The sequence below is a fragment of the Hymenobacter humi genome (assembly GCF_042665855.1).
GTDB classification, from domain to species: Bacteria; Bacteroidota; Bacteroidia; order Cytophagales; family Hymenobacteraceae; genus Hymenobacter; species Hymenobacter humi.
This window is the reverse complement of record NZ_JBHTEK010000001.1, coordinates 878,319-903,304: the sequence shown is the minus strand read 5'-3', so window position 1 is coordinate 903,304 and position 24,986 is coordinate 878,319. Positions and strand designations below refer to the sequence as shown.

General features: G+C 63.6%; 12 protein-coding genes and 4 pseudogenes. 4 read left to right on the top strand and 12 right to left on the bottom strand.

The window, feature by feature from the left end; all coding sequences use genetic code 11:
• Window positions 1-77 precede the first annotated feature (77 nt).
• Together ACFQT0_RS05100 and ACFQT0_RS05095 are read left to right on the top strand one after the other, a co-directional pair.
• Window positions 78-3,498, top strand: a pseudogene (locus ACFQT0_RS05100) (DUF7948 domain-containing protein).
• Window positions 3,489-4,130: a T9SS type B sorting domain-containing protein gene (locus tag ACFQT0_RS05095; RefSeq protein ID WP_380200922.1), complete on the top strand. Its 642-nt coding sequence runs from the start codon at window positions 3,489-3,491 to the stop codon at window positions 4,128-4,130. Before ACFQT0_RS05100 ends, ACFQT0_RS05095 begins: the two are co-directional and overlap by 10 nt.
• Window positions 4,131-4,423: 293 nt before the next feature.
• Here the strand turns inward: ACFQT0_RS05095 and ACFQT0_RS05090 are convergent, their stop codons facing one another.
• Complete coding sequence (locus ACFQT0_RS05090; RefSeq protein ID WP_380200919.1) at window positions 4,424-5,692, bottom strand: lipopolysaccharide biosynthesis protein; 1,269 nt, start codon at window positions 5,690-5,692, stop codon at window positions 4,424-4,426.
• A 161-nt stretch (window positions 5,693-5,853) separates the two neighbouring features.
• Window positions 5,854-7,089 (bottom strand): glycosyltransferase, encoded by a 1,236-nt coding sequence (locus ACFQT0_RS05085; RefSeq protein ID WP_380200917.1) that lies wholly within the window; start codon window positions 7,087-7,089, stop codon window positions 5,854-5,856.
• 254 nt (window positions 7,090-7,343) lie between these two features.
• Between ACFQT0_RS05085 and ACFQT0_RS05080 the strand changes: the two genes are divergently transcribed.
• Window positions 7,344-8,243: a YicC/YloC family endoribonuclease gene (locus ACFQT0_RS05080; protein WP_380200915.1), complete on the top strand. Its 900-nt coding sequence runs from the start codon at window positions 7,344-7,346 to the stop codon at window positions 8,241-8,243.
• Window positions 8,244-8,581: 338 nt separating this feature from the next.
• Entirely contained in the window at window positions 8,582-9,118 is a 537-nt protein-coding gene (locus ACFQT0_RS05075; protein ID WP_380200913.1) for a hypothetical protein, read from the top strand.
• 11 nt (window positions 9,119-9,129) lie between these two features.
• Here the strand turns inward: ACFQT0_RS05075 and ACFQT0_RS05070 are convergent, their stop codons facing one another.
• The 10 genes and pseudogenes from ACFQT0_RS05070 to ACFQT0_RS05025 all read right to left on the bottom strand — a co-directional run bounded on the left by ACFQT0_RS05070 (window position 9,130) and on the right by ACFQT0_RS05025 (window position 24,730).
• The gene (locus tag ACFQT0_RS05070) at window positions 9,130-10,890 is read right to left on the bottom strand and encodes a M28 family peptidase (protein WP_380200911.1); all 1,761 of its coding nucleotides are present in this window, start codon (window positions 10,888-10,890) and stop codon (window positions 9,130-9,132) included.
• Window positions 10,891-10,985: 95 nt separating this feature from the next.
• Window positions 10,986-11,367, bottom strand: a pseudogene (gene gcvH / locus ACFQT0_RS05065) (glycine cleavage system protein GcvH).
• Between the two features lie 169 nt (window positions 11,368-11,536).
• Window positions 11,537-13,168, bottom strand: a complete 1,632-nt coding sequence (gene sov, locus ACFQT0_RS05060) for a T9SS outer membrane translocon Sov/SprA (RefSeq protein ID WP_380200909.1) — start codon at window positions 13,166-13,168, stop codon at window positions 11,537-11,539.
• A gap of 23 nt (window positions 13,169-13,191) precedes the next feature.
• Window positions 13,192-14,175 carry a hypothetical protein gene (locus ACFQT0_RS05055; protein WP_380200907.1) on the bottom strand — a complete coding sequence of 328 codons (984 nt, stop codon included), beginning with the start codon at window positions 14,173-14,175 and terminating at the stop codon, window positions 13,192-13,194.
• Window positions 14,176-14,254: 79 nt separating this feature from the next.
• A pseudogene (gene sov / locus ACFQT0_RS05050) lies at window positions 14,255-18,124 on the bottom strand (T9SS outer membrane translocon Sov/SprA); the annotation flags it as partial.
• On the bottom strand, window positions 18,105-19,013 hold the full coding sequence (sov, locus tag ACFQT0_RS05045) for a T9SS outer membrane translocon Sov/SprA (protein ID WP_380200905.1): 909 nt from the start codon (window positions 19,011-19,013) through the stop codon (window positions 18,105-18,107). The pseudogene sov (ACFQT0_RS05050) and the gene sov (ACFQT0_RS05045), both read right to left, overlap by 20 nt.
• A gap of 140 nt (window positions 19,014-19,153) precedes the next feature.
• Window positions 19,154-19,759 (bottom strand): Holliday junction branch migration protein RuvA, encoded by a 606-nt coding sequence (ruvA, locus tag ACFQT0_RS05040; RefSeq protein WP_380200902.1) that lies wholly within the window; start codon window positions 19,757-19,759, stop codon window positions 19,154-19,156.
• Window positions 19,760-19,968: 209 nt separating this feature from the next.
• Window positions 19,969-22,239: pseudogene (locus ACFQT0_RS05035) on the bottom strand (NADP-dependent malic enzyme).
• Between the two features lie 324 nt (window positions 22,240-22,563).
• A complete protein-coding gene (locus ACFQT0_RS05030) occupies window positions 22,564-22,947 on the bottom strand; it encodes a LysM peptidoglycan-binding domain-containing protein (protein WP_380200900.1) in 384 nt (127 codons plus the stop codon).
• A complete protein-coding gene (locus tag ACFQT0_RS05025; protein WP_380200898.1) occupies window positions 22,904-24,730 on the bottom strand; it encodes a lytic transglycosylase domain-containing protein in 1,827 nt (608 codons plus the stop codon). Before ACFQT0_RS05025 ends, ACFQT0_RS05030 begins: the two co-directional genes overlap by 44 nt.
• Between the last annotated feature and the right edge of the window lie 256 nt (window positions 24,731-24,986).

Genomic DNA, 24,986 nt, shown 5'->3' with positions numbered 1-24,986 from the left:
CCGAAAAATGGTGCGCGACCCGCCATTTTTCGGGCTTTACCTTTAGGCTTCCGCTCTATCCCACTTCATCTATTTGAATGAAACTACCGCTACTTTCTAAGGGTGCTACCCTCCTATTCTTATTGACCATTGCCCACGTAGCGCAAGCCAGCGAGCATCCACGGCCGGCCGATAACACCCTGGAATTTATTGAGAACAAAGGCCAATGGGACGCGCACGTGCGGTACGCGGCGCCCTTGCCCGGGGGCCGGCTCTTTGCCGAAGCCGATGGATTGACGTTTGCCCTGCTGGCCAAGGGCGGCCCGGCGCAACTGGGGCACGACGGCCCGAGCCCCGCGGCCGAGGGCCCGGTACGCGGCCACGCCCTGACGCTGCATTTTGAAGGCGCGGCCCCGGCCACCCTCACCGCTACAACCCCCACAGACGAACACCGCAGCTACCTGCTCGGCAACGACGCCCGGCGCTGGGTCCGCGACGTGCGCGGCTTCCGGGAGCTGCTCTACGCCGGCCTGTGGCCCGGCGTGAGCGCCCGCGTGTACGAGAGCGCCGACCAGCACCTGGAATACGATTTTGGTGGCGCCCCGGGCCAACCCCGCGGCCATTGCCCTGCGGCACGACGGCGCCGACGGATTGGAGCTGGCACCCGCCGGCAACCTGCTGGTGCACACCAGCGTGGGCACCCTGACCGAGCGGGCCCCGCAAGCCTGGCAAACCGATGCCGCCGGCCGGCGCAAGTCCGTGGCCTGCCGCTACGTACTGGCAGACAAGTTGGTGCGCTTCGCCCTGGGCCCCTACGACCACGCCCGCCCGCTGACCATCGACCCGGTGGTGGTGTTTGCGTCCTACACCGGCTCGACGGCCGACAATTGGGGCTTCACGGCTACTTATGACGACGATGGCAACATGTACTCGGGCGGCATTGCCTTCAGTGCGGGCTACCCTACCAGCCCGGGCGCGTTCCAAACCACGTTTGCCAACCTGATTGACATTGCCATTATCAAGTATAACACCAGCGCGACGGGCCCGGCGGCGCGGGTGTGGGCCACGTACCTGGGCGGCAACGGCGCCGATTTTCCGCACAGCCTCGTGGTAAACCACCAGGGCGAGCTGCTGATGCTGGGTACGTCGGGGTCCGATGATTTCCCCACGTCGGCCACCGCCCTGCAGAAGCGCTTTGCCGGGGGCACCACGTCGTCGCCCTTCGGCTCGGGCCCGCCTTATAATTCGCCCACTGGTTCCGACCTGGTGATTACGCGCCTGAACGCCAGCGGCTCCGGGCTGGTGGCTTCCACCTACCTGGGGGGCAGCAAGAACGACGGCCTGCTGCCGCTGGACATCGCCCTCCCGCCTTCCGGGAGCACGCTGCAGCTGGCCCGCAACTACGGCGACCCGTTTCGGGGCGATATCCAGGTCGATGCCGCCGACAACGTGTACATCGCTTCGCACACCACGTCGGACGATTTTCCCGTGGGGCCGGGCTTCGGCCGCACCTACCGCGGCGGCTCTTCCGATGGCGTGGCGTGCAAGCTCACGCCTACCCTCTCAGCCCTGACCTGGGGCGGATTCCTGGGTGGCTCCGGCGCCGATGCCGCGTACTCCATTCAAATTGAGCCAACCAGCGGCGACGTATACGTGGCCGGTGGCACCCTCAGCGCCGACTTTCCGGTGACGAGCGGAGCCTACCGCACCACCCGGCCCGGCAACGTGGACGGCTTCGCGGCCCGCATTGCGGCCAATGGCGCCAGCGTCTTGCGCGCCACCTACGTGGGCACCAATGCCTACGACCAAGCCTACTTCCTGCAGCTGGGCACCGACGGCGGCGTGTACCTGCTGGGCCAGACGCTGGGGGCATTTGCCCTCACGCCCGGCCTGTTCAGCACCCCCAACGGTTCGCTCTTCATTCAAAAGCTCGACGCCAACCTGGGCCAAAGCCTGCTATCCACCGCCTTCGGCAGCACCGACCCCGCCAACGCGGGCAAGGTGAGCGTCAACCCCACGGCGTTTCTGGTGGACCGCTGCGACCGGGTGTACGTGTGCGGCTGGGGCGGCTCATCGAACCGCGGCGGCCCGGACTCCTACCTAGGCGGCAACGGCAGCACCACGCGCCTGCCCACCACGGCCGACGCCGCCCAGCTCACCACCGACGGCTCGGACTTTTACCTGGCCCAATTTGCGGCCGGCCTCACCGGCCTGACCTACGGCACGTACTACGGCAGCACCACCGGCGCCGGCGAGCACGTGGACGGCGGCACCTCGCGCTTCGACCCGCGCGGCATTGTGTACCAGGCCGTTTGCTCGTGCTTTGCGCGCACGGGCTTCCCCATTCCGGCGGGCGCCCACACGTACTCCACCACCAACAACAGCGGCACCGGCCAGAGCTCACTCTGCAACAACGCCTCCTTTGTTTTCAACTTTCAACCCGGCACGGCCAACGCCGGCGTCGACCAGGAAGTGTGCGCCACGGCGGGTCCGCAGCCGCTGGTAGGCACGCCGACCGGCGGTATCTGGGCCGGCCCGGGCGTGAGCGGCAGCCTGGCCACGGGCTTCGTGTTCACGCCTTCGGCGGCCCTCGTCGGGCTTCAAACCCTGACGTACACCTACATCAGCACCGGCCTGTGCACTACTACCGATGCGCGGCGCGTGACGGTGGGGCAGCCGCCGGCGGCCGTGGTTATCTCGCCGGTGCTACAAGCCGCTTACTGCCTGCCAGCCCCCGGCTTGCCCGCGCTGCCAGTCGTGTCGCTGTCGGCCACTCCGACGGGCGGCACCTTTAGTGGGCCGGGCGTGAGCGGCAGCGTGGCCACGGGCTTCGTGTTCTCGCCCAACCTGACTCCCGGCACCGTGCAAATCGTGTACACGCTCAACGCCGATGGCTGCGTGGTGCAAGGCACTCGGGATGTCACCATCGGCATCGGCGTGAGCGCCGGCGCCAACCAGGCACTGTGCGCCGAGGCCGGCCCGCAGGCGCTGGTGGGCAGCCCCGCCGGCGGCACCTGGGCGGGACCGGGCGTGAGCGGCAGCCTAGCCACTGGCTTTGTATTTACCCCTTCGGCGGCCCTCGTGGGCGCGCAAACCCTCACTTATACCGCGACTAGCACCGGCACTTGCAGCAACACCGCCACTCGACTCGTGACGGTCACGGCGCTGCCGGTGCTCAATTTTACGCCGTTGGTGCAGTCCGATTTCTGTCTGCCCGCGCCCGGCGCCCCGGCGATACCATTGACCGCTACTCCGGCGGGCGGCACGTTTAGTGGGCCCGGTGTGAGCGGAAGTCCTGCTACGGGCTACTTTTTCACTCCGACTATCAGCGCGGGCACTTATCAATTGGTGTACACGCTCAACTCCAATGGCTGCGTACTGCAGGCCAGCCAGCCGGTAACCCTCACAAACCAGTTTACGGCCAGCGTGCCTGCCGACACAATTTTGTGTCCCGGCAGCCGGCAGCTTGTTGCGCTACGCGGCACTCCGGCGGGGGCACGTTCACGGGCATGGGAGTAAGCGGCAGCGCGGCCACGGGCTTTGTGTTCACGCCGCCGGCCAACTTTTCGGGCGCGGTGAGTTTGACCTACACCGTGACCCGCGGCGGCTGCACGGCTACGGCCACGCGGCGCATCTCAGTGGCGGTGCCGCCTACCTTACAGGCCTCCTGGCAGCCTGTGGCTTGCCCCGAAACCCGGCTGGCGCCGCTCACCCTGCGCTTCGCGGTGGCCAGTTCCAGCGGCTCTGCGGCCCCATCGGTGGTGTGGGATTTTGGCGACGGCAGCCAGTCCACTGAAATTAGCCCCACGCATACCTATGCCACGCCGGGCCTGTATCAGCCGCGTGTGCTGGTGCGCTACAACCAGGACCGCTGCGACATCACCGTGAATGCACCACCGGTGGAGGTGAAAGCGCGGAACATTCCCAACATCATCACGCCCAACGGCGACGGCCAGAACCAGACCTTTAAAATTGGGCCCGACTGCGTGCCGCGCCTGCAGGTGTTTTCGCGCTGGGGCCAGAACGTGTTTGAATCGGCCGCTTACCACGACGAATGGAACGCCCATGGCCAGCCCGCCGGCGTGTACTACTACCTGCTGAGCTACCCCGACGGCCACCGCCTGAAAGGCTGGGTTGAAGTGGTCCGTTGACGCTGCGCTTAATGAAGAATGAGGAATGAGGACTGAGGACTGAAGAATTGGGGCTGAGAATAGCGGACAACTCCCCTCCTCAACTGAGGAGGGGATGTTTGAGCTTTAGCTCAAACGGGGGTGGTTGCCCTCGTTGAACGATACCCGAACGACTGGCGGCAGAACGATTCCAGCTCAACTCGTTCGCCCATCGTTCGACGAGGGCAACCACCCCAGTGACGCTTCGCGCCAGCATCCCCTCCTCAACTGAGGAGGGGAGTTTTGTCGTTCGCCCATTCCTCACTCCCCATTCTTCATTCTTCATTCCTCATTAAGCGCAGGGTCACCCACCGTACGTCGGCCCAACCCGGCAGCAAGTCGGCCCAGGTGGCGCCGGTGGCCTGCCGGTAGTGCCAGAACAGGTAGGCGACGCTGGCCGTGTAGGAAGCCGACATGCCCAAGGCGGCGCCCACCATGCCCAGGCGCGGCACCAATACCAGGCACAGGGGCACAGTCACGGCCAAGCCCAGCAGGGCGGCGCGGTTGTTCACGCCGTAGCGGGCCGTGCCGCTGAAGTAGGTGCTGGCCTGCATGCCCGCACCATTTATCAGGATACCCGGGGCCAGGGCCCGAATGACCTGGCTGGCTTCCCCAAATTCGGGGCCGAAGACGGCCGTGAGCCAAGCTGTGGGCACGGCGGCCAGCACCAGCACGGCTCCGGCTGTGGCCAGCAGCGTGAGCCGGCTGCCGCGCAGGGCCGCGTAGGTCTGGCTGCGCTTGTCGGCGGCATTCACCAGGGCCACGTACTGAATAAGGGCCGTGCTGCGCGGAATCAGCCAAATGGCCTCGGCCAGGGCTACCCCCACCGAGAGGATGCCCAGCGCCCGGGCATCGGCTAGGTACGCCACGGCGTAGTAGCCAAAGCGGTAGTTGGCAAACGTGAGTAGGTTGGAAAAGTGCGCCCCCGGCTGTGCCGGGCCAGGCTCGCGGGCAGCGGCCCGGCGGCGCGACGCCCGGCTGCCCCACACGTCGGGCAGGCGCAGCAGCAGGGCCGTGCTCACCAGCCAGGGCAGGCCGTAGGCCACGTAATTGGCGTAATAGTACGCCCCTACGCTGGGCCACTGCAGGGGCCCGAAGGCCAGCACTAATGCCCCGGCCAGCAGGGCGGCCTGCGCCATTGTCAGCACGTTGTAGGTCCGCTCGCGTTGCCGCCCCAGCAGCAGAAACGCATTAATGGAAAGCAGAACCTGCACCAGCGTGACCCCGCCCAGATGCAGCACATATTCCAGGCTCACCGGCCGCAGCAGGCCCACCACGGTCGCGCCCACTACGCTCACCACCACAGCCCAGCCATAGGCCGGCAGCAGCAAGTGCCACACGTTGCGCCGCGGCACTAGGTAGATGAGCGACGACCCGCCCACCAGCCCGGCCAGCAGCACCAGCCCCGACATATCGGTAAAGAACAGGCTAACCTGCCCGCGCCCCGCCGCCCCCAAGTACCGCGCCGTGAGCCACACCACCGCGAAGCTGAGCCCCGCCGTGAGGACCCGCGCTGCGAAGTGCTGGAGGATGCGCTTTATCATACTGGATAAGGACTGGTAAACCTTAGATTAGGAGCACGCCAGGACTTCTCTGCTTGCCCGGCTGATTTTGCAGTGCTTCGTGCCAGCACCCCACTGGCACCTTGGTTGAGGTGCTACTGGTTGAGCTAAATCGGTGCTTTTGTACTCAATTCGCACTTTTATTACCCGTTTAATACTCTTTGATATAATTCCCCAAATGCCTGCCCTATCGCGGCCGGGGCGCAGCGCGCCGCGGCACCGGCCCGCAACCGGCTGGCGTCGAACTTCACGGTGCCCGCCAGCACGGCGGTGAGGGCCCTTTCCAGCGCTGCTTCGTCGTCGGGCGTCACCAGTAGGCCGAAGGCATTTTCGGGCTCGAATAGCTCGGGCACGCCGCCGGTGCGGGTGGCCACCACCGGGCAGCCGCAGGCCCGAGCTTCCAGCAGCACGCAGCCAAAGGTTTCGGCGCGGCTGAAAGACACCAGGGCCGTGGCGCGGGCCATTTCGGCGGCCACGGCCGTGTGGGGTAACTTACCCAGAAACTCCACCGTGCCATCGGCCAGCAAATCCAGCAAGGCCGCGTAGTCGCGCAAATGGGCTTCGTCGGGCCCGTAGCCGGCTATGCGCAGGCGCAGCCCGGGCCACCGGGCCCGTAGCCGGGCCACCACGCGCAGCACCCCCGAGAGGTTTTTGACTTGGTCGTGAAAAGCGGACACATGCAGCAGCGTCGGTCGAGCCGGGCTTGCGGTAACGGACTGGGCAGCATAGGGCTCGACTTCCTCTCCCGCCAATTGCCGGGGCCGAAACAGGTTTGTATCGACCACGTTGGCGATGACCACCGAGCGGGAATTTACGAAGCCAAGCGCCGCCATGGCATCGCGCAGCCCCGCCGATACGGTGTGCAGGGCCGCCGCCCGGCGCACCACAGCCCGCGTGAGCACCCGGCGTAGCCAGGAAATGTGGCCGGCCCGCTGCGGCAGGTACAGGGTCCAGTGCTCGGTGATGATGAAGGGAATGTTCCGAATGGCTTGCAAAGCCCAGGCGAACAGGCCGGTACGCAGCAGCACGTGCACGTGCACCATATCGGGGCGCTGCCCCCAGTGCCGACGCAGACGGCGGTAGCCCCGCAGCAGGCACCAGAAGTACAGCAGCAGCTTCAGCGGCTTGTCGAGCGCCGCCAGGCCGGTGGGCGCGGCGCGGTAGTAGTAGCGCAGCGTGGGCCAGAGGCCGCTGAAATCCTCCTCGGCCTCAACCAGTGCGGGCAGCGGGCCGCGTGCTACGGCCGCAAAAAGCACCGCCACGTCGGCGCCCGCGTGCGCGGCAATGGCCGCCACGTGCCGCTCCACAAAGTCGCCGTCCTGGTCGTCGTAGCGGTGCGGATACCACTTGGGCAGCATCAAGACGCGGGGCCGTTGCAAGGAGGAAGAAAAATGAGGCGTGAGGAATTCGGCACAAAGTACGGCCTCGGCTATTCCTCTTCCTCCCGGGGCCGGCATCAAGGAATCAGCTCAGGAAGGCGGGCCGCTCAATTTTGCATGAAAGCGAGTGCATAAGCCGGGAATCAACCCAGCCGTTAGGTCTTTCCCTGGGCCGGCCCAAACAGCAATCAACCGTCCACGGACGGTGGCGCTTGGCGGGTCGTTTCTTTGCGGCTCCATTCAGCCCCACGCACATGCTTATTTCCATGACCGGCTACGGCCAGGCCCACCGCGAAACCGATTCCTACACCGCCGCCGTCGAGCTCCGCTCCGTCAATTCCAAGACCTTCGACCTGACCCTGCGCCTGCCCCGGTTCCTGATGCCCCACGAGCTGGAAATCCGCAACACCGTAGCCAAGGCCTTGCTGCGCGGCAAAGTCAACCTCAACCTTGATTTTGTGCGGCCTGCGGCGGCCCGAGCATCGGCCACGCTCAACAAAGACGCCCTGGTGGCGGCGTATCTGGAGCTGAAAGGCGTGGCCGACAGCCTGGGCCTGCCCACCGGCGAAGACACCCTGCTGGCCGCCCTGCGTCTGCCCGGCGTCATCCCCAGCGCCTCCGAAGCACGCGACGCCGAGCCCGCCGCCGAAGAAGTAACCTGGGTTGAGCTACAGCCGCTGCTCACCGAGGCGCTGGCCGCCATGCAGCAGTTCCGACAGGACGAGGGCACCACGCTCACCGTCGAAATATTGGGCTACGTGTCGCTTATCCGCCAGCAGGCGGCGGCTGTGGAGGAGCACGACCCCGCGCGCATCGAGCACGTGCGCCAGCGCCTGGCCGGCCACCTGGCCGAGCTCACCAGCCACGAGCAGTTCAACGCCACCCGCTTCGAGCAGGAAGTGCTCTACTACATCGAGAAGCTCGACATTGCCGAAGAGAAAGTGCGGCTGGCCGCCCACTTAGCTTATTTCGAGCAGGCAATCCACCAGCCCGACGAGGCCGTAGGTAAGAAGCTCGGTTTTCTGGCCCAGGAAATCGGCCGCGAAATCAACACCATCGGTTCCAAGGCCAACGACGCGACGGTGCAGCACCTGGTGGTGGGCATGAAGGAAGAACTTGAGAAAATAAAAGAACAGCTGAATAATATTCTTTAAGAACAAGATATTAAGCGCGTTTAGGATTCCTGAAATACACTTCGGCAGACTCAAATCCTCAAAAAACTTGCCTTTAATTGCACTCTGCCATTATTTTTTACAACCAAACATCTCAATAAATCATTTTTAGAAGGGTTTTGAACCACAAATCAGGGCTTGCCTATACTTGTCGCAACCTGCCGAATCTTAAGCTGTTATTGATAAAAACACCTGGGCCTCCTGGGCACTTTGAAAAATAAATGCAATATTTGTTGCCACAAAGTTGGATAGTTGAATATTGTATCTAACTTGGGTTTATCAAACGGCTTTTTAGTTACTCACCCCTTATCCTCATTAGCATGAAATTTACACTTCTACTCTGTATTCTGGGATTGATACTGACATCGGCCAGCCCGGCTTCTGAAATTGAGCTGGTTAAAAAGCGCGTGCTCAGTGAGCGGGTGGAAATCCTGATTCCCAAGGGCTTCGAGGTGATGACCGAGGAACAGATGGACTTCGCTTACGCCAAAGCCCAGAGCCGCCCGAGTGTAATTTTCACGAACAACAACCTGGTGAGCCTCGCCTTCAACTACAGCGACAACGACGCCGACCAGGACATGGTCGACATCTACGCCGCCTCGTTTGGCAAGACCTACCACAAGCAGTACAAAGACGCCGAATGGTTTGGCGACGGCGTGAAAAACATCAACAACCGCAAAGTGGGCTACATCGAGTTCATGAAGCCGGAGATGGGCCACACGGTCTATACCCTGGTGTTCTTCACCGATGTGGAAGGCAAGCTGATGATTTGCACCTTCAACTGCGCCGACCGCCAGAAGCCCGAGTGGGAGCCCATCGCCAAGCAAATCATGCTGTCGGTGAAAGCCAAAGGCTAGCCTACCCTCCTCTATTCTAAGGTTATTGTTATCAAAAGCCTCTGCAGCCCCTGCAGAGGCTTTTTCGTGCCCGTTACCTGGCGGCGCCCAGGCTCGTTGAGAAAGTCGCGCACCAGCCCAAACGCCCCGGCGAAGCCCGCCAGGGACAGTGCCTCGGGCCGGTCTTGCACGTCATGGTAGGCCGTGCTGCCGCCCCGGGTGTACAGGAAGAATGCCGGCACGCCCGCTTCCGAAAACGGAAAGTGGTCGGAGTTGGCGGCGCGGCCGCGAGCGCCCAGGGCGGGCAGGTAGCGGTGGGTGTCGTTGAGGGCCAGCAGGCGCTGATAAGCGGCCGCGTACACCTTGCCATTGACGACGGTGGCGCCTTCTTCGCCGGTGCCCAGCAGGTCGAGGTTGACCAGGAACTTGATGCGCTGGAGCGGCACCAGGGGGTGCGCCACAAAGTAAGTTGAGCCAACCAAGCCGGCTTCTTCGGCCCCGAACAGCAGGAAGACCACGGAGTAAGCCGGCCGGTTTTCGGGGCGGGCGTAGTGAGCGGCCAGTTCCAGCAGCAGGGCCACGCCGCTGGCGTTGTCGTTGGCGCCGGGAAAGTAGGTTTTGCGGCCCATGCGGCCCAGGTGGTCGTAGTGAGCTGAAACCACCAGAAAGGAATCGGGCTGGGTGGTGCCACGGATGACGGCGGCCACGTTCTGGGTTTGGTAGCCGGATTGCAGCTCAGCATTTACCCGTATGTGCACGCCTTTCATTAGCATGGGAACGGTAGTAGCCACGGGCCAGGCCGCCGCCGTGGGCAGGGCCAGCAGGCGCACCTGAGTGGTCTGCTCACTGGCAATGGCCGCCGTGAGCTTGGGCACGAGCGTGATGCGAGCGGCGGCCGACTCTACGGCTTGGCGCAGGGCCGGCAGGTTGGCCAGGCGGTTTTCGTCGCGAGTTGTGAGCAGCACCGCGCCGGGCAACTTATTGAGCTGCGCAACGGCCCGGGTGCGCACCAGGGAATCGGTAAATGCCAGCGTATCGAGCCGCACCAAGCGGCTGCCCCAGTCCAGCTTGCCCTTGGCCGAGTTGGGCGCCGCGATAAAATCGCGCCCGGGCTGCAAATGCGCGGTATTGGGCATGCGGCGCAACGGGCCAAACGGAATCACATCCAGCTCAAGCTTCCCCGGAAAGGTGTTCACATTCAGCGTAAACGGCTGCGTGAAGTCCGGCGCCAGCGGCTCCAACTTTAGCTCAACAAAGCGCTTGCGCAGGTAAGCGGCTGCCTTCTGCTCCCCTTCCTTCACGTAGCCGCGGCCGTGCAGCCCCGGCGAGGCCAGCTTCGCGATGGTGCGGCGGGCGCGGGACAGGTCCTGCGCGCGGGCTGTTGTTGGCACGCCGCTAAGCCCAGCGCTAGCTGCGGCCAGCCCAAGCCAGCAAACCGACGCCAGCGAACGCGCCCGGCGCGATTGCCGCCTGGCAACCGCTGTGGCAATGCCCACCGCCAACGCGGCCCCGATGGCGTCGCTTATCAAATCGGTCCATTCGCCGTGGCGGCCCAGGGCCATGGTGTGCTGCAGCACTTCTATGAGCCCGCCAAAGAGGATGCTGCCCACCAGCACCACCCGCCCCACGCGCCGGGCCACCCGGGGCCAGCGGCGCTGCCGGCGCAGCGAAAACCAGCTCAACCCCGCCAAAACCACAAACACGCCCGCATGGGCCGCCGTGTCGAACGACAACAGCTCCCAAACGGGCGTGATGGGCATTTTGTAGGACGGCGTGAGCGTGAGCAGCAGCACCAGGGCCGCCCAGGCTCAGCGGCAGCCCCGCGTACGGGCGCGGCGCCGGGAGCTCGGGCTTGCCGTGAGATACCATGCTCGGCCGAACGATAGGCTTAGGCGCCTACCAGGCTCGCCGTAGGTTTCGGCGGTGAGCAGTTCCTTGAGCTCCTCGGGCTTGGCAATGGAGATTTTTACCATCCAGCCGTCGCCGTACGGGTCCGAATTCACGGTTTCGGGGGCGTCGGCCAGCTTGCTGTTCACTTCCAGCACGGTGCCGGTGATGGGGCTAAACAGGTCCGAAACGGTTTTCACGGCCTCCACGGTGCCGAACACGTCGTGCTGGGCCACGTCTTTGTCGAGCGTGTCGATGTCGACGTACACGATGTCGCCGAGCTCTTTCTGGGCGTGGTCGGTGATGCCGATGTAAGCAACATCGCCTTCAACGCGAATCCATTCGTGGTCCTTGGTATAGTGCAGGGTGGAGGGCAGGTTCATAAAGCGGGGAAGTGAGGGAATGAGGTAATGGCGTGGCGCCAAAATTAGGCAATCCACGGTTGGGGAAGGCCACCAGCCCCAAATTGTTTTGACGACAGATGGGGCTCGAACGGATTAGCTTTTCCGAACCTTTACGAAGCAGCAGCCCTGCCGTTTCATTCCCTACCGGTTATTGGCCCAGGCTGTAGCGCAGCTGCACGCCGCCTTCGGTGGTGGAGTTGCGGAAGGCGTTGCTGATGCGCGGTGTGGTGATGGTCTGGCTGTAGTACAGCTGCAGGTTGAGCCGGGTATTGAGCAGGTAATCGATGGTGGGACGCAGCTGGAACGTGCGCGAGCCGTTGGTAATCTGGCCCTGGGCGCGGCCCACGCGGCCCTCGGGAGTGGTGGGGTCCGTGAGGGGGTCTACCACGTCGAGGATGCTGCGCTGCACGCTGATGTTGTCGCGGATGCTCAGGTCGAGGCGGGCGGTGAGGTTGTTGCGCAGCACCCGCTGCTCGCCGCCTACCTTAAAGGGCAGCTTGAGGCTGTTGGTGGCGTAGCCCAGGCCCAGGATTACCTCGTTGGTGTAGAGCTCGGTAACCTGCGAGTTGGTGGTATTCAGCACCACGGCGCGGTCGGTGCGGTACTCGAGGCGGCCCGTGGCCCGGCTCACCGTCTGGAAGTTGACGCCCACCAGCGGCGCCAGGCGCTCGATGATGCTCACCTGCCCCACGATGTAGTACGGCACAAACTGCCCGGTGGCATTCAGCAGGTTGGGGAAGTCGCGGTCGGGGTTAAACACGTCGGGGTTGTACACCGTGGACGTGGTGTAGCTGCCCACGCTGTAGGTAGACGAGTAAGCGTGGTTGAGCGTGAACGACGTGAAGTACTTCTTTATGAGCGGCAAGTCGGCAAAGCCGTTGTAGTCCAGGCGCCAGTTGGGCAAAGGAAACAGCGAAAATGGGTCGAACTTCTTGGCCTCGTAGCCGTCCGACGACCGGCCGTGGTAGGCATCGATGAAGCTCTGAACGAGCACCTCCTGCGAGTTGAAACCGTACTGGCCGTTCTTGTTGGGGTTGGCATCGCGCAGGCGCTGCTGCACAAACTGCCGGTTTTTCACAAAGCGGTTGAACGCCCGGGACGTCTCGCCGTTTGCCCCCAAATCGCCGAACAGGGTCTGGATGGTAACCGTGGAGGCGTTGAACGAGCCGGTACCCAGCAGCGGGTGCTCGGCCAGCAGGAAGCGGCCGGGGCGGAACGGGTCGGGCACGGGCACCAGCGTCGAGTCGTTCACCAGGTTGCGGTAGTACACTTCGCGGTTGCGGGCCAGGCGGCGGCGGGCATCCACCTGGATGTTGAAGCCCCGGAAGGGCTCGAGCGCGGTGCGCAGCGTGATGGTTTCGGTGAGCAGCGAGCTCAGCGGCGTGTTCAGGTACTCGCTGCTGCCGGTGTACCAGCCGTTCTGGTTGGCGGCGATGTCGTACAGCTCGGGCAGGCCGTACTGCTTGCCCAGAATGAAGGGCAGGCCCGGCGCCGTCAGGTCGTGGTCGAGGCCGAAGAGGTGCGTTTTGGGCAGGTAGCCGGGCAGTAGCGTCCCGTCGGTGTGCACGTAGGTGAAGTTGATGGACCGGGCCGTCATCAGGGCGCGGAGCACGGATTTCACGAAGCGGTTGGTTTCGCGCGTGGTATCGGCCGCGGCCGGGCGCGGCGTACCGTCCGGGTTCTGGGCCGGCTGCATGGTGGCTGAGCGGCTGGGCCGCGCACCGGGCGGCGGCGCGTTGTTGATGATGTTGAGAAACTTCACCTTGTTGTACAGCTTCACCAGGTCGATGCGGCCGTTGGCGCTCAGGCTCGCGGTTGTTCTGAATGGTGTTGCCCAGCCGCAGGCTCGTAGGTGGCCGTGTCGCGGGCTTCGTCGCCGGTGGGCACGGGGTTGAGCGGGGCGCGCAACGACGCCGACGCGGCCTGCCAGGTGTAGCCGGCCGAGTAGCGGGTGTCGGCGCTCAGCCAGTCGGTGAGCGGAAACTTGTCCAGCGGCAGCCGGTAGGTGAGCGCCGCCACCTGGTTGAAATTGGTGGTGCGGCCGCCGCGCACCAGGTTGTCGCGCAGCAGGGAGCGGTTGCGGATGGCCTCGTCGCTCACCCCGATGGTGCGGCCGCGGCCCTCGTCTACCACGCCGCGGTTGGTGGCGGTGTAGTCGAAAATCAGGCTTTTGGTCAGGTCCCATTTAAGGTCGTAGATGCGGCTGATGAAGAACGACTTCTGAATCACGGGCGCAATGCCGTTGGTGCTTGGCAGGGTACCCGGCTCCAGAATGCGCTGCAGGAACCGCTCGTTGTAGCGCCGGTCCAGGTCGGTGCGGAACGAGAAGCGCGAGGGCAGGGGCGTGAAGTTGAGCTCCTGGAAAATATTCAGATACGGGTTGTCCAGGGCCTTTACCTTGCTGAGCGAATAGTTCTTGGGCGTGGTTTGGTACACGTAGGCCACGGCGGCCGTGTACGACTTGGTGTAGTCGCGGTCGGTGCGGATGTCGGTGTGTAAGCGGTCGGTGAGCGAGTAGCTCAACGCCAGGTTTTCCACGTCCCAGGGCTTGGGGGTGGTGGGCGGTGCGCCGGGCTTGCCGGGGCCGCGCTCCTTGCGCACGTTCAGCACCGACACGCTCCGGCTAGTGGTCTGGTCGAGCACCTTCTTGCGGTACTCGGCCTGGGCGGCGGCGTTCGTTTCGCCCTGGTCGTTGGTGAACTTCTCCAGGCTTTGCTTGAGCTTGGTGTCGGGGTCGAGGGGGTCGTAGAGCGGCGCGCGACGCTCGTGGCCGAGCTGCAGCAGCACGGGCACCCGCAGCTGCAGGCTGCTCGGGCAGGAACTTGTCGGCGGCCACGGTGGCCTGCACGTCGCCGCGGAAGGCGTCGTCGATGGAGCGCTGCTGCACCTTGTCCTGCAAGCCGCCAAAACCCACGCTCGTGAAGCTGCCGGTGGCCGTGAGGTTGGCCACGTCGGCCATCTTCACATTGAGCCGGGCCGTGGCTGCGTAGCCGGCCTGCTGCTCAAAGTCAAACACCCGGAATTCGTCGGCCCAGAGGTTGGCAGAAATGGCGCTGGTGTTGCCGTTGGTAGCATCGGCCGTGGGGTTCAGGATGCCGAGCATCACGCCCTGTACCGCCGAAAAGTCGGGGTTGCCGACCACCGTGATGGTGGCGCCGTTGGGCAGCCGCTTGGTGTACGGCACCAGGTAATTAACCGGGGTGCGCTTGTTGCGCTCCGATTTGGCGTCGATGAAATCCTGGAACGAAACGTCGATGCGGTTTTCCAGCGGCCACACCCGCTCGGGGTTGGTTTCGTTGGCCCGGGTCAGGTTCAGCGGCAGCGAGTACTGGTAGTAGTTCTGGGTGTAGTCGGTGCCGATGCGCAGGAAGGCCTGTACGTCGGTATTGCTCAGGTTGGGGTCTTCGCTGTCGCCGTGCAGGAACAGGCGCAGGCGCTTATAGCGCAGCATGTTGATGCTCAAATTCTTGTACGCGGCCTTGGCGTAGCCGTCGCGCAGGTTCGTTACCGACAGGCGCAGGCTTTGCTCGTTCTGCAGGCGCGAGGTGCTGCTGCTGCCGTACTCCTTGTCGCGCAGGATGCCGGGCGGCGACACGTACGGGATTTTGCCCGGGCCGCTGGCCACCGCCAGGCCGTTTTCTTCCACGCTCACGGTCGAGATGCTGAAGGCGTCGGCGTCGGTGAGCTGGCCCACGGGCGGCTGGGTGCCCTGGCGGGTATCCACGATGCGGTAGAGAAAGCGGCGCCACTGGTTGGCCACAAACTGCGGCTGCACCAGGCGCAGCACTACCGGCTGCTGCCAGCCGGTCATGTACATCCGCAGAAAGCGAATGGATTTGAACCCAAATTCCTGCGTGGCCCCGCGCACGGTGTAGCCCTCCCGAATCGGAATGCGGAACTGGTACCACGTCACCTCGTCGCCGTTGGTGCGCTGGTCCTTGTTGGTCACCTTGTCGATGATGAAGTTCTGGCCTACCTGGAGTGCGCCGGGCTTCATCGAGATTTTGTACTCGTAATAGCGCTCCACTTCCTGCACCACGTTGTCGCGGTTCAGGTCTTCTTTGTCGGGGTAGGCGGTTGAGCTGAGCTGGCTGTTTTCGGGCGAGTTGTTCTCGTAGCCGTTGTAGTTTTTGTAGCGGCCCAGCAGGTTGGTGTTGCCCTGGTCGTAGGCCGGGTCGAGGTGGTGGCGGAAGTTGTCGCCCGAGGGGTCGGGCAGGGCGCTGTATTGTGCCCCGTAGTTCTGGGTCTTCTCGTTGTTGTCGTTCAGGCCGTCGAGGCCCACGTCCTGGGCCTGCCGGGCGCCCGGGGCCGCGTTGAAGGCATCGGTAAGGAACTGCTGGCGCGTGACCTGGCCCCACACCGTGCGGCGCGACAGGCCCGTGGTGTCGGTGCCGGGCACGGGCAGGCCGTTCTCGAACTCGTGCTGGTTGTTGTCCTTCAGCACGTCTTCGCTCACGTTGCCGAGGTTGATGAGCAGGTCGCCGCCGGTGGTGTTGTTGGTGCCGGGGTTCTGCGAATCGTTCACCCGGCCGCGCTCGCCGCCCAGAAATGGGTCCATCATCCAAAACTCCAGGTACTCGATGTTGGCGTTGTCGAAGTCGGTGTCGAAGGTGATGGCCCGGCTGATGCCGCCAAACTTATCCTCGGGCCGCTCGGCGCCGGTAAACTTCTGGCCCGAGGCGTCGATGCGGGGGTTGTAGTTGTAGGGGCCCCGCTCGCTGGGGAAGTACGCCATGTCGAAGGTGTACTCGTAGCCGTTGCCGGTGGCGCCCAGGTCCTTGTTCGGGAACACCTCGTCGCGCTTGATGCCGCGGGTGTAGTGGTTGGCCAGGTCACCGGCCCCGATGTTGTTCGGCACGTTGGGGCCGCCGGTGTAGTAGCTCTGGTCCACGGTGTACCAGGCCAGCTTGGCGCGCTGGTAGTTGTAGGGCAGCCCTACGGCGTTGCTGCCCTGGACGGGCAGCGGCGTGGCAGCCAGGCGCCACGCCGGAATAGAGGCCAGCCCGCCCAGGGTGTAGGGCGTGCGGGCGTTCTCGAAGTCGTCGATGTACGACACGCCGTTTTCGCCGTTGCCCAGCCGCGAGCGGCCCGGCAGCAGCTTGGCAAACTCGCCGCTGAAGGCCACGGTCGAAATCTCCTTGGTGGAGATAAACGGCAGCATGTCGAGGTACTTGGTCAGCACCCGGCTGTCTTTGCGGATGCTGCCGTCCAGCCCCACAATGGTGTTGTTGCCCGGCTCGTCGCCGATGTTCACCCGGTTGATGCCCGGCGCCTGGTTCTCGAGCAGGTGCAGCGCGGTACCGCCGATGTTCACGTCCTTATTGAGCCGGTAGTCGAGGCGCACGCCCACCAGCCGGCGCGGCTGCACCTGCACCAGGGCATTTTTCTCAAACTCCACCCGCAGGCTCGTTGGCCGAATTCAGGTAGGCCGGGTTGAGGATTTTCACCTTGGCCTGGTCGTAAAACACCTGGTAATCGACGCCTTCAGTGAGCAGCGTGGAGCCCGACCGCACCCGCACCGAGCCTGGGCAATGCCGATGCCCGGCAGGCTGATTTCGTCGGAGCCGGCCCCGCCCTGGAAGCGCCCGCGCAGGAAGAACTTGTCCTTTTCCTGCCGCTGCTGGGCGTCGCTCTGGGTCTGGTTGTACAGCTCCGAATACACGTACTTGTCAATCAGGCCCGTTTCGCTGGGGTCGAACTGCGTGCGCAGGTACGAGCCGAACGGCTCAACATTGGGGAAGATAATCCGGCCCAATTCCGGGTCGATGGTCACGCCGGGAAAGAAGTCGAAGTTGCCGTCCGGGTTGCGGTCGTTGTTCGCGTTCACGTGGTCGAGGTTGAGCACCTCAATCAGCGGGCGGTTGGCGATTTTGGCGCCTTCCTTCAGCGAAATCAGGTCAACCCCGGTCTCGTCGTCTTTGTAAATGATTTGCAGCTGGAAGTTGTCGCGCTGCAGCTGCGAGGCGTTCAGGGGATAGATGTTTTTCATCATCAAATCCCAGGTCGGCGTGTTGCGCGTGAGCAGGTTCAGGTTTTTCGGGTTTTTGCTGGGGTCGGCCACGCCCACGCCGGGGTTGCTGGCCCGCAGCATCTTCAGAAACACCACTTCGTCGGGCTGCCGGGTGCCGTACTCGTCCTGGGTTTCGCCCACCTGGTAGGTCTTGCCGTTGTAGAGGTACTGGTAGCTCACGCCCAGCACCTGGTCGGGCAGCAGGGCGGTATTCAGCGAAATGTAGCCCAACTGCGCGTTGTAGGTGTACTCGCGCGAGTCGAGCTTGCGGGCCCGCACCCGCTCAAAGTCTACGTTTTTGCTCAGGCGCTGCCCGTCCTGCAGAAACACGTCCACGCCCAGGTTGTCGCGGGCCGGGGCACCGCCGCGCAGCAGCGTGGTGTAGAGCGAGTTGGCGTCGTTGCCGGCCGGGGTTTGGGGGCTGGCGTTGGGCTGGCTCTGGTACTGCTGCTGGTAGAGGCGCAGGGGCTCGGCCAGGTCGGTCAGCGTCACCACATTGCGCAGGTTTTCGGTGGTGCGGTTGTCGTTCGTGACGTACACTTCCAGCCGGGTGATGGTCACGCCGCTCTGGATAGTGGGCAGGTTGCGCAGGGCCTGGTCGTAGCGGTCGCGGAAGAACTGCGACAGGAAGAAGTGCCGGTCCCGCTCGTACTGGCTGGCCTTGATTTCGTACTGCCGGCTCTGGGCGCCGTTCTGGATGCGCACCTCATCGGCGGTGCCGCGCACGGTGGCGGCCACGGCCGTCACGCCCAGCTTGCCAAACTGCAGGCTGGGTCTTGATGCCGAACAGGTTTTGCCCGCCCTGCACCAGCGAGTTGGTCAGCGGCAAGCTCACGTTGCCCAGGTCCAGCTTCTGGATGATGTCGGTCTCCTCCCCCGCGTAGTCGAACTTCATCTGGTTGTCGAAGTCGAACGAGGCCTTGGTGTCGTAGTTGAACACCAGCTTGAGTTTGGTGCCAATGGCCCCCGTCAGGTTGACGTTGAGGTTCTGCTCAAAAATAAAATCGCCGACCCGCTGCTGGCGCAGGGTCAGGGCCGGGTTTTCGTTCTTGTTGAACCGTCCGCCAAACTTGAGCGCCACCGAGCCCGCGGGCCGAATGTCGACATAGCTGCCGCCAAAAATGCGGTTGGCAATGGGCCCGAGGTAGATTTTGGGGATGAGGCGCTGGGCCTGCGGCGTGCCCGCGGCCGCGTCGGGCCCGGCGATGCCGCCCTTGGCCTTCTGCCGGTAATAATTGCGGATGGCCTCGCGCTCCTGATACGCCTCGTACTCCTTGTAGGTGAGCACGCTCGGGTCGCGGTAGTCGATGTCGGCGCCCACTTTTTCCTTGACGTCGACCTGCTTGAGGCTGTCGTCGACCGTGACGTTCAGCTTGACGTTGCTGGGCAGCGGCAGTATCAGCGGCGACTCGCGCCGGCGCGGGCCAAAGAGGGTGCCGGGCCGGTCCTGGGTCCTCACCCGCGGGCGCCGGCTGGGCTTGTACTTCCGCGAGGTGTCGGCCACCGCACCCACCGGCTCGGGGGTGTCAGAGGCCAGCACGTGGCTTGCCCGCCGCCACGCCCCGCTCAGGCGCGAGCCGGCCACCGGTGTAGCCTGGGCCCACCACGTTAGCAAGGAAGCGACCGTAACGACCGACGCAGGGAGTAATTTCTGACCGAATTTCAAGCAGGATAGGTGAATAAAGGCGCGAGCCATTTGGCCCGCGCCAGGCACGGCAATTCAATAAAGTAGCAAGCCCGTCGGGGTGCCCAGACTTAATGCGACTTCAAAGCAAATTTAATCAATTCCTCTACGCTCAGTTCACTGCCGTGCTTGTGCTGAATCTGGTCCAGAAGCTTTTCGGCGGCGGCCCGGGCGAAGCCCAAAGTAACCAAAGCCTGCAACGCTTCTGAGCGGCGGGTATTGTGCTGGCGGGCCAGGGGCACGGTGTCTACGCCGGCTTTGGCCAGCAATTCGTCCTTGCGCAGCTTGTCTTTTAGCTCCAGTATCACACGTTGGGCCGTCTTGGGACCCACGCCCTTAATGCTCTGGATGGCCCGCACGTTTTCGTTCACAATGGCTTCGCGGATTTCGCCCACGCTCATGCTGCTCACCATCACAATGCCCGTGCCCGGCCCAATGCCCGACACCGAAATCAGCAGCATAAACAGCGCCTTTTCGCTGGGGTCGAGAAAGCCGTAGAGCGTCTGCCCGTCTTCCTTAATGTGCTGATAAGTATATATTTTGGTAGCCGCGCCTTCGGCCGGCAGCTTGGAATACGTGGCCAGCGAAATGCGGACCTCGTAGCCCACGCCCAGAATGTCGACAATGGCCTGGGTGGCGTCTTTGTAAGCAAGTTTACCGTCGAGGTAGGCAATCATAGGGTGCGGAAAGGATAAACGAAAGAAACGCTTCTGTGACTACCCAACACCAGGGCCGGGCTTTTATTTCCCAAAAATACTGGCTTTTTAGCCAAAGAATTTGGGCAAAATAAGGATGTTGCCCAACAAAGCAGCCGCCGAAAAAACGGGACGCCGGGCGCCGCAAGGTTGTGCGGTGCCCGGCGTCACGCCTGCTCCTAAAAGCGGCTTTACAGCGCCTTGCTGCCCAGCTGCGCGTCGACCACGGCAATGGCCGTCATGTTCACGATGTCGCGCACGGAGGCGCCCAGGCGTAGGATGTGCACCGGCTTGCGCATGCCCATGAGCACCGGCCCGATTACCTCGGCCCCGCCGATTTCCTGCAGCACCTTATAGGCAATGTTGCCGGACTCTACGTTCGGGAAAATCAGAGTGTTAGCGCCCTTTTCGGCCAGGGGCTGAAGTCGTAGTGTTCCTGTAGCAGGCTGGGGCTCAGGGCCACGTTGGCCTGCATTTCGCCGTCGATGAGCAGGTCGGGGAAGCGGGCCTTGGCCAGCTCGGTGGCGCGACGGGTTTTCTCGGGCAGCACCCCGGCGTTCGAGCCAAAGTTGGAGTAGCTGATGACAGCCATGCGCGGCTCGGTGTCGAAAAAGCGCACCGCCCGGGCCGTGAGGCCGATAATCTCGACCATCTCCTCGGCCGTGGGGTTGATGTTCACCGTGGTATCGGCAAAGAAGTACGGCCCCTTCTTGTGCTGAATGATGTACATCGACGCCACGCGCCGCACGCCTTCCTCGGTGCCAATGACCTGCAGCGAGGGGATGATGCTCTTGCCGTAGTCCTTAGTGAGGCCGGTGATGCAGGCGTCGGCTTCGCCGGTTTCCACCATCATGGCGGCGTAGTAGTTGCGCTCGCGCATCAGGCGGCGGCCTTCGTAGAGGGTCATGCCGCGGCGCTGGCGCTTCTTGTACAGGATGGCCGCGTACTCGTTGCGCTTGTCGTCCTGCTTGAGGATGTTGATGATTTCGCAGCCCTCCAAATCCAGGCTATTGGCCCTGGCAATGGCTTCAATCTTGTCCTGCGGGCCCAGCAAAATGGGCTTGCAAATGCCTTCATCGTGCAAAATCTGGGCGGCTTTGAGAATCTTGTAGTTGTCGGCCTCGGCAAACACCACCCGCTTGGGGTTGGCCTTGGCCGCCGAGGTGATGCGGTTCATCAGCTTCTGGTTCACGCCCAGGCGGGCGCGGAGCTGGTCTTCGTAGGCATTCCAGTCCTCGATGGGCAGGCGTGCCACGCCGCTTTCCATGGCTGCCCGGGCCACGGCCGGGCTGATGGTGGTGATGAGGCGCGGGTCGAGCGGCTTAGGAATCAGGTAATTGCGCCCGAACGACAGGGTGTTGTCGCCGTAGGCTTTGTTCACCATCTCGGGCACGGGCTCCTTGCTCAACTCGGCCAGGGCTCGCACCGCGGCCAGCTTCATCGCCTCGTTGATTTCGGTGGCGCGCACGTCCATGGCGCCCCGGAAAATGTAGGGGAAGCCCAGCACGTTGTTCACCTGGTTGGGGTGGTCGGAGCGGCCGGTGGCCATAATCAGGTCGCCGCGGGTGCTGGTGGCCAGGCTCGTAGCTGATTTCGGGCTCAGGGTTGGCCAGGGCAAAGACGATGGGGCTGTCGGCCATGCGCAGCAGCAGCCCGGGGGCAGCACCTTGGCCGCCGAGAGGCCAATGAAGACGTCGGCGCCTTCCATGGCTTCGGCCAGCGTGGTGATGTCACGCGAAGTAGCAAACTGCATTTGCAGCGGGTCGAGGTCGGTGCGGGCGTGGTTGATGATGCCGTCCTTGTCGAACACCACCACGTTGTCCTTATTCAGGCCCAGCGCCACGTACAGGCGCAGGCACGAAATGGCCGCCGCGCCCGCGCCGCTCACCACCATCTTAATCTGGTCGATGCGCTTCACCACCACTTCCAGCGCGTTGAGCAGCGCCGCCGAGGAAATGATGGCCGTGCCGTGCTGGTCGTCGTGCATCAGCGGGATGTTCATCTTCTCCCGTAGCTCGGTTTCGATGCGGAAGCACTCCGGGGCCTTGATGTCCTCCAGGTTAATGCCGCCGAACGTCGGCTCCAACGACTTCACGATGCGGATAAACTCGTCGGGGTCGTTGGCATCAATCTCAATATCGAAGCAGTCGAGACCGGCAAACTTTTTGAACAGCACGCCCTTGCCTTCCATCACCGGCTTGCTGGCCGAGGGGCCGATGTTGCCCAAACCCAGCACGGCGGTGCCGTTCGTTATCACGGCCACCAGGTTGCCCTTGGCGGTGTACTTGTACACGTCGTCGGGGTTGGCGGCAATTTCCTTGCACGGCTCGGCCACGCCCGGCGAGTACGCCAGTGCCAAATCGAGCCTGGGTGCTCATGGGCTTGGTGGGCACCACTTCCAGCTTGCCCGCCGGCTCCTGGGAGTGGTAATTGAGGGCGTCCTGTTTGTTTATTTTCAGCATCGGCGTAATCAGAGGAAGAAACGGCCCCGCCTATAGCGCGGCCGTATTGGCGAAATTAGCGCGAAATGCTCAGCAAGGCGCCGTTTATTTTGCACCTGGCTTACTGCCAAGCAGCAAGAGCCTCTACTGGAACAGCTTTCCGCATGGCAAGCCAGTTGGGCGTGAGGGCCTTGAACCACCGCGCCGGCCGTAAGCACAACCGCCCCGCGCCGGGCGGGCACGGGGCGGTGTACGGCAGGTTGTTTTGTCGAGCAAGCCGCCAGCGACAAGGTCATCAAACTAAGGAGCGGGTTTTATAGAGGCTGCTAAAGAGTTTCCCTCCGCCTAGCTCTGCGGCACCAACAGCTTCTGTCCCAGCTTCACCTCGTCGGATGTCAGGTGGTTCACTTCGCGCAGTTCCTTCACACTCACGCCGAAGCGACGCGAGATGTTGAACAAGGTATCGCCGGGCTGCACCAAATGCACCTTAGCCGGCCCAATTCGCTTGTCGAGCGTGGAACGCGACGCGGAAGAGGTCATCGTGTTTGAAATGGCTTTGGTCGATTTGCGCGGAACCTCCGGAGCAGCTTCCGTAGCGGCCGGCTCAGTGAAAACCAGGCGTTGACCGGCCACTACCGTTTCAGAATCCAGGTTGTTCCAGGCTACCAGTTGAGCCACGCTCACGTTATGCGCCCGAGCCAGCTTGGTGAGGTTTTCGCCCCGGCGCACCGTGTAAGGAGCCGCTGCTTCTTGCGCTGCGCTTGGCGCCGATTCGACGGCAACTTCCTCCTCTGGCGTGGCGGCTGCTTTCGCAGCGCTCAGCCTGGCTTCGGCCGCCTGGGTCTGGGCCAGCCGGCGGGCGGCCACGCGGGCCTGGGCCTCGGCCGCAGCTTGCTGGATGGCTTGGCGCTGCCGGATAGCAACCAATCGGATTTCCTGCGCTTTTTCCTGGCGCGCCACTTCCTTTAGCCGCGCTACTTCGCGGGCGTTGGCCTCGTCCTGCGCGCGCCGAGCCTCCGCTACTTCGGGAGAAATGGGCGCGCGAACCGGACGTGGAGCCACGGCAATTGCCTCCGGCGTGGGAGCCATCGACTTGGCGGGAGCAGCAGCGGGCACGGGCACGAATATTACCAGGCTGCTTGCCCGGCTTGAGCGAACGGCCTTTGGGCAGCTCGTTCCAGCGGCGCAGTTGAGCCGGGCTCACCTCAAACCGCTCGGCAATGCTGGCCAGGGTTTCGCCCCGGCGCACCTTGTGGGGCACCCGCCGGAAACGCGGAGCAGTGGCTTCCTCTCGGGCCCGGGGTCCTTCGGTGGCGGCCAGCAGCTGCCGGTTCTCCCACGGCTCAACTCCTTCGAGGCGCGGCGGCAGCATGGGCAGCGGCTGCGGCAGCGCGGCGGTGGGCTGGCAATACTCCAGCAGCGTGGCCCGGTCGACATCGCCCAGGTGCACGGCCGCGGCGGCCGGGTAGCGCACCACGTACGGCCGGTAGCCCGCCGGCAGCCCGGCCCGGCGCATCTCGGGGTTGAAGCGGGTGAGGTACAGGGAATCTTCGTAGCCGCAGGCCTGGCTCAGGCGCCGCAGGTCGAAGGCCTGGCCCCGCAGGCCCAGCGTGTCCATGGGCTCGGCGTATTGGTAGCTCAACTTGTCGGTGCGCAGGCCGTGGGACTCGGCGTACTTCATGCTGTACATGATGGCCGTAAACGTGGGCACGTAGTTGCGCGTCTCGGCGGGCATGTGGGGATACAGGTCCCAGAAGGTTTTCTTGCCGGTGCGGCGCATCACGCGCTGCACGCTGCCGGCGCCCCAGTTGTAGGCTGCCAGCACCAGTTCCCAATCGTGAAAGACGCCGTAGAGGTAGCGCAAGTGCTTGCAGGCCGCCTCGGTGGCTTTTTCGGGGTGCATGCGCTCGTCTATCCACTCATCGCGCTTCAGGCGCAGGTCGCCGGCCGTGGGGCCCATGAACTGCCACAGGCCGGTGGCGCCCACCGGCGACTTGGCCGTCGGAATCAGCGCCGACTCCACCACGGCCAGGTACTTCAAATCAAGCGGCAGGTTGTACTGGGCCAGGTATTTCTCGAAGATGGGGAAGTAGAAGTTCTCGCGCTCCAGCACGCGCTGCAGGTAGCTGCGGTTGCGGGCCGTGAAGAGCGTCACGTAGGCCATCACCGAGTTGTTGAACTGGTGGGGCACGTCGGTTTCGAAGCAGCTCACCCGGTCGCACACCAGGTCGCGCATGGTGGGCGGGGTGCGCAGCCACTCCAGCCGGGCCGAATCGATGGCCGCGGGGGTTACGGGCACGGCCACCAGCGAATCGGGCTGGAGCTCCAGGCGCACCTGTACGGTGTCGGCCAACAACGCTGGCATGGTGGAGTTTATCGGGTCCGCAGCGCTGGGCTTAGGCACTTGCTGGGCCCTGGTATCTGTCGTTTTCAGCAGCAGCCAAGGCAGCACCAGCGCAAGCCACAAACGGCCGCCTCGGATGGTTTTCACTTGCATAATCCCTTGCTTCATAGCACTAAGATAGAGCAGGGGTAAAGAACTTGTATAGGTTCTATTTACAATTTTCCATAAAATACGGTCGAGCAAGCGCGTTGGGCTACCCAAATGAGCCCCGAACGGCTGGCCATGCCCAAGCCATTTGTGCCGCTTTTAAACGGAATTCCTCAGCGGCATAGAGCCCCGAGAAATGTGACTGCTAATAATAGAGCGGACAAGACATTCCGCTCCTCAGCAACAACTGGCAATCCCGTATTAGTAAGGTTTATTA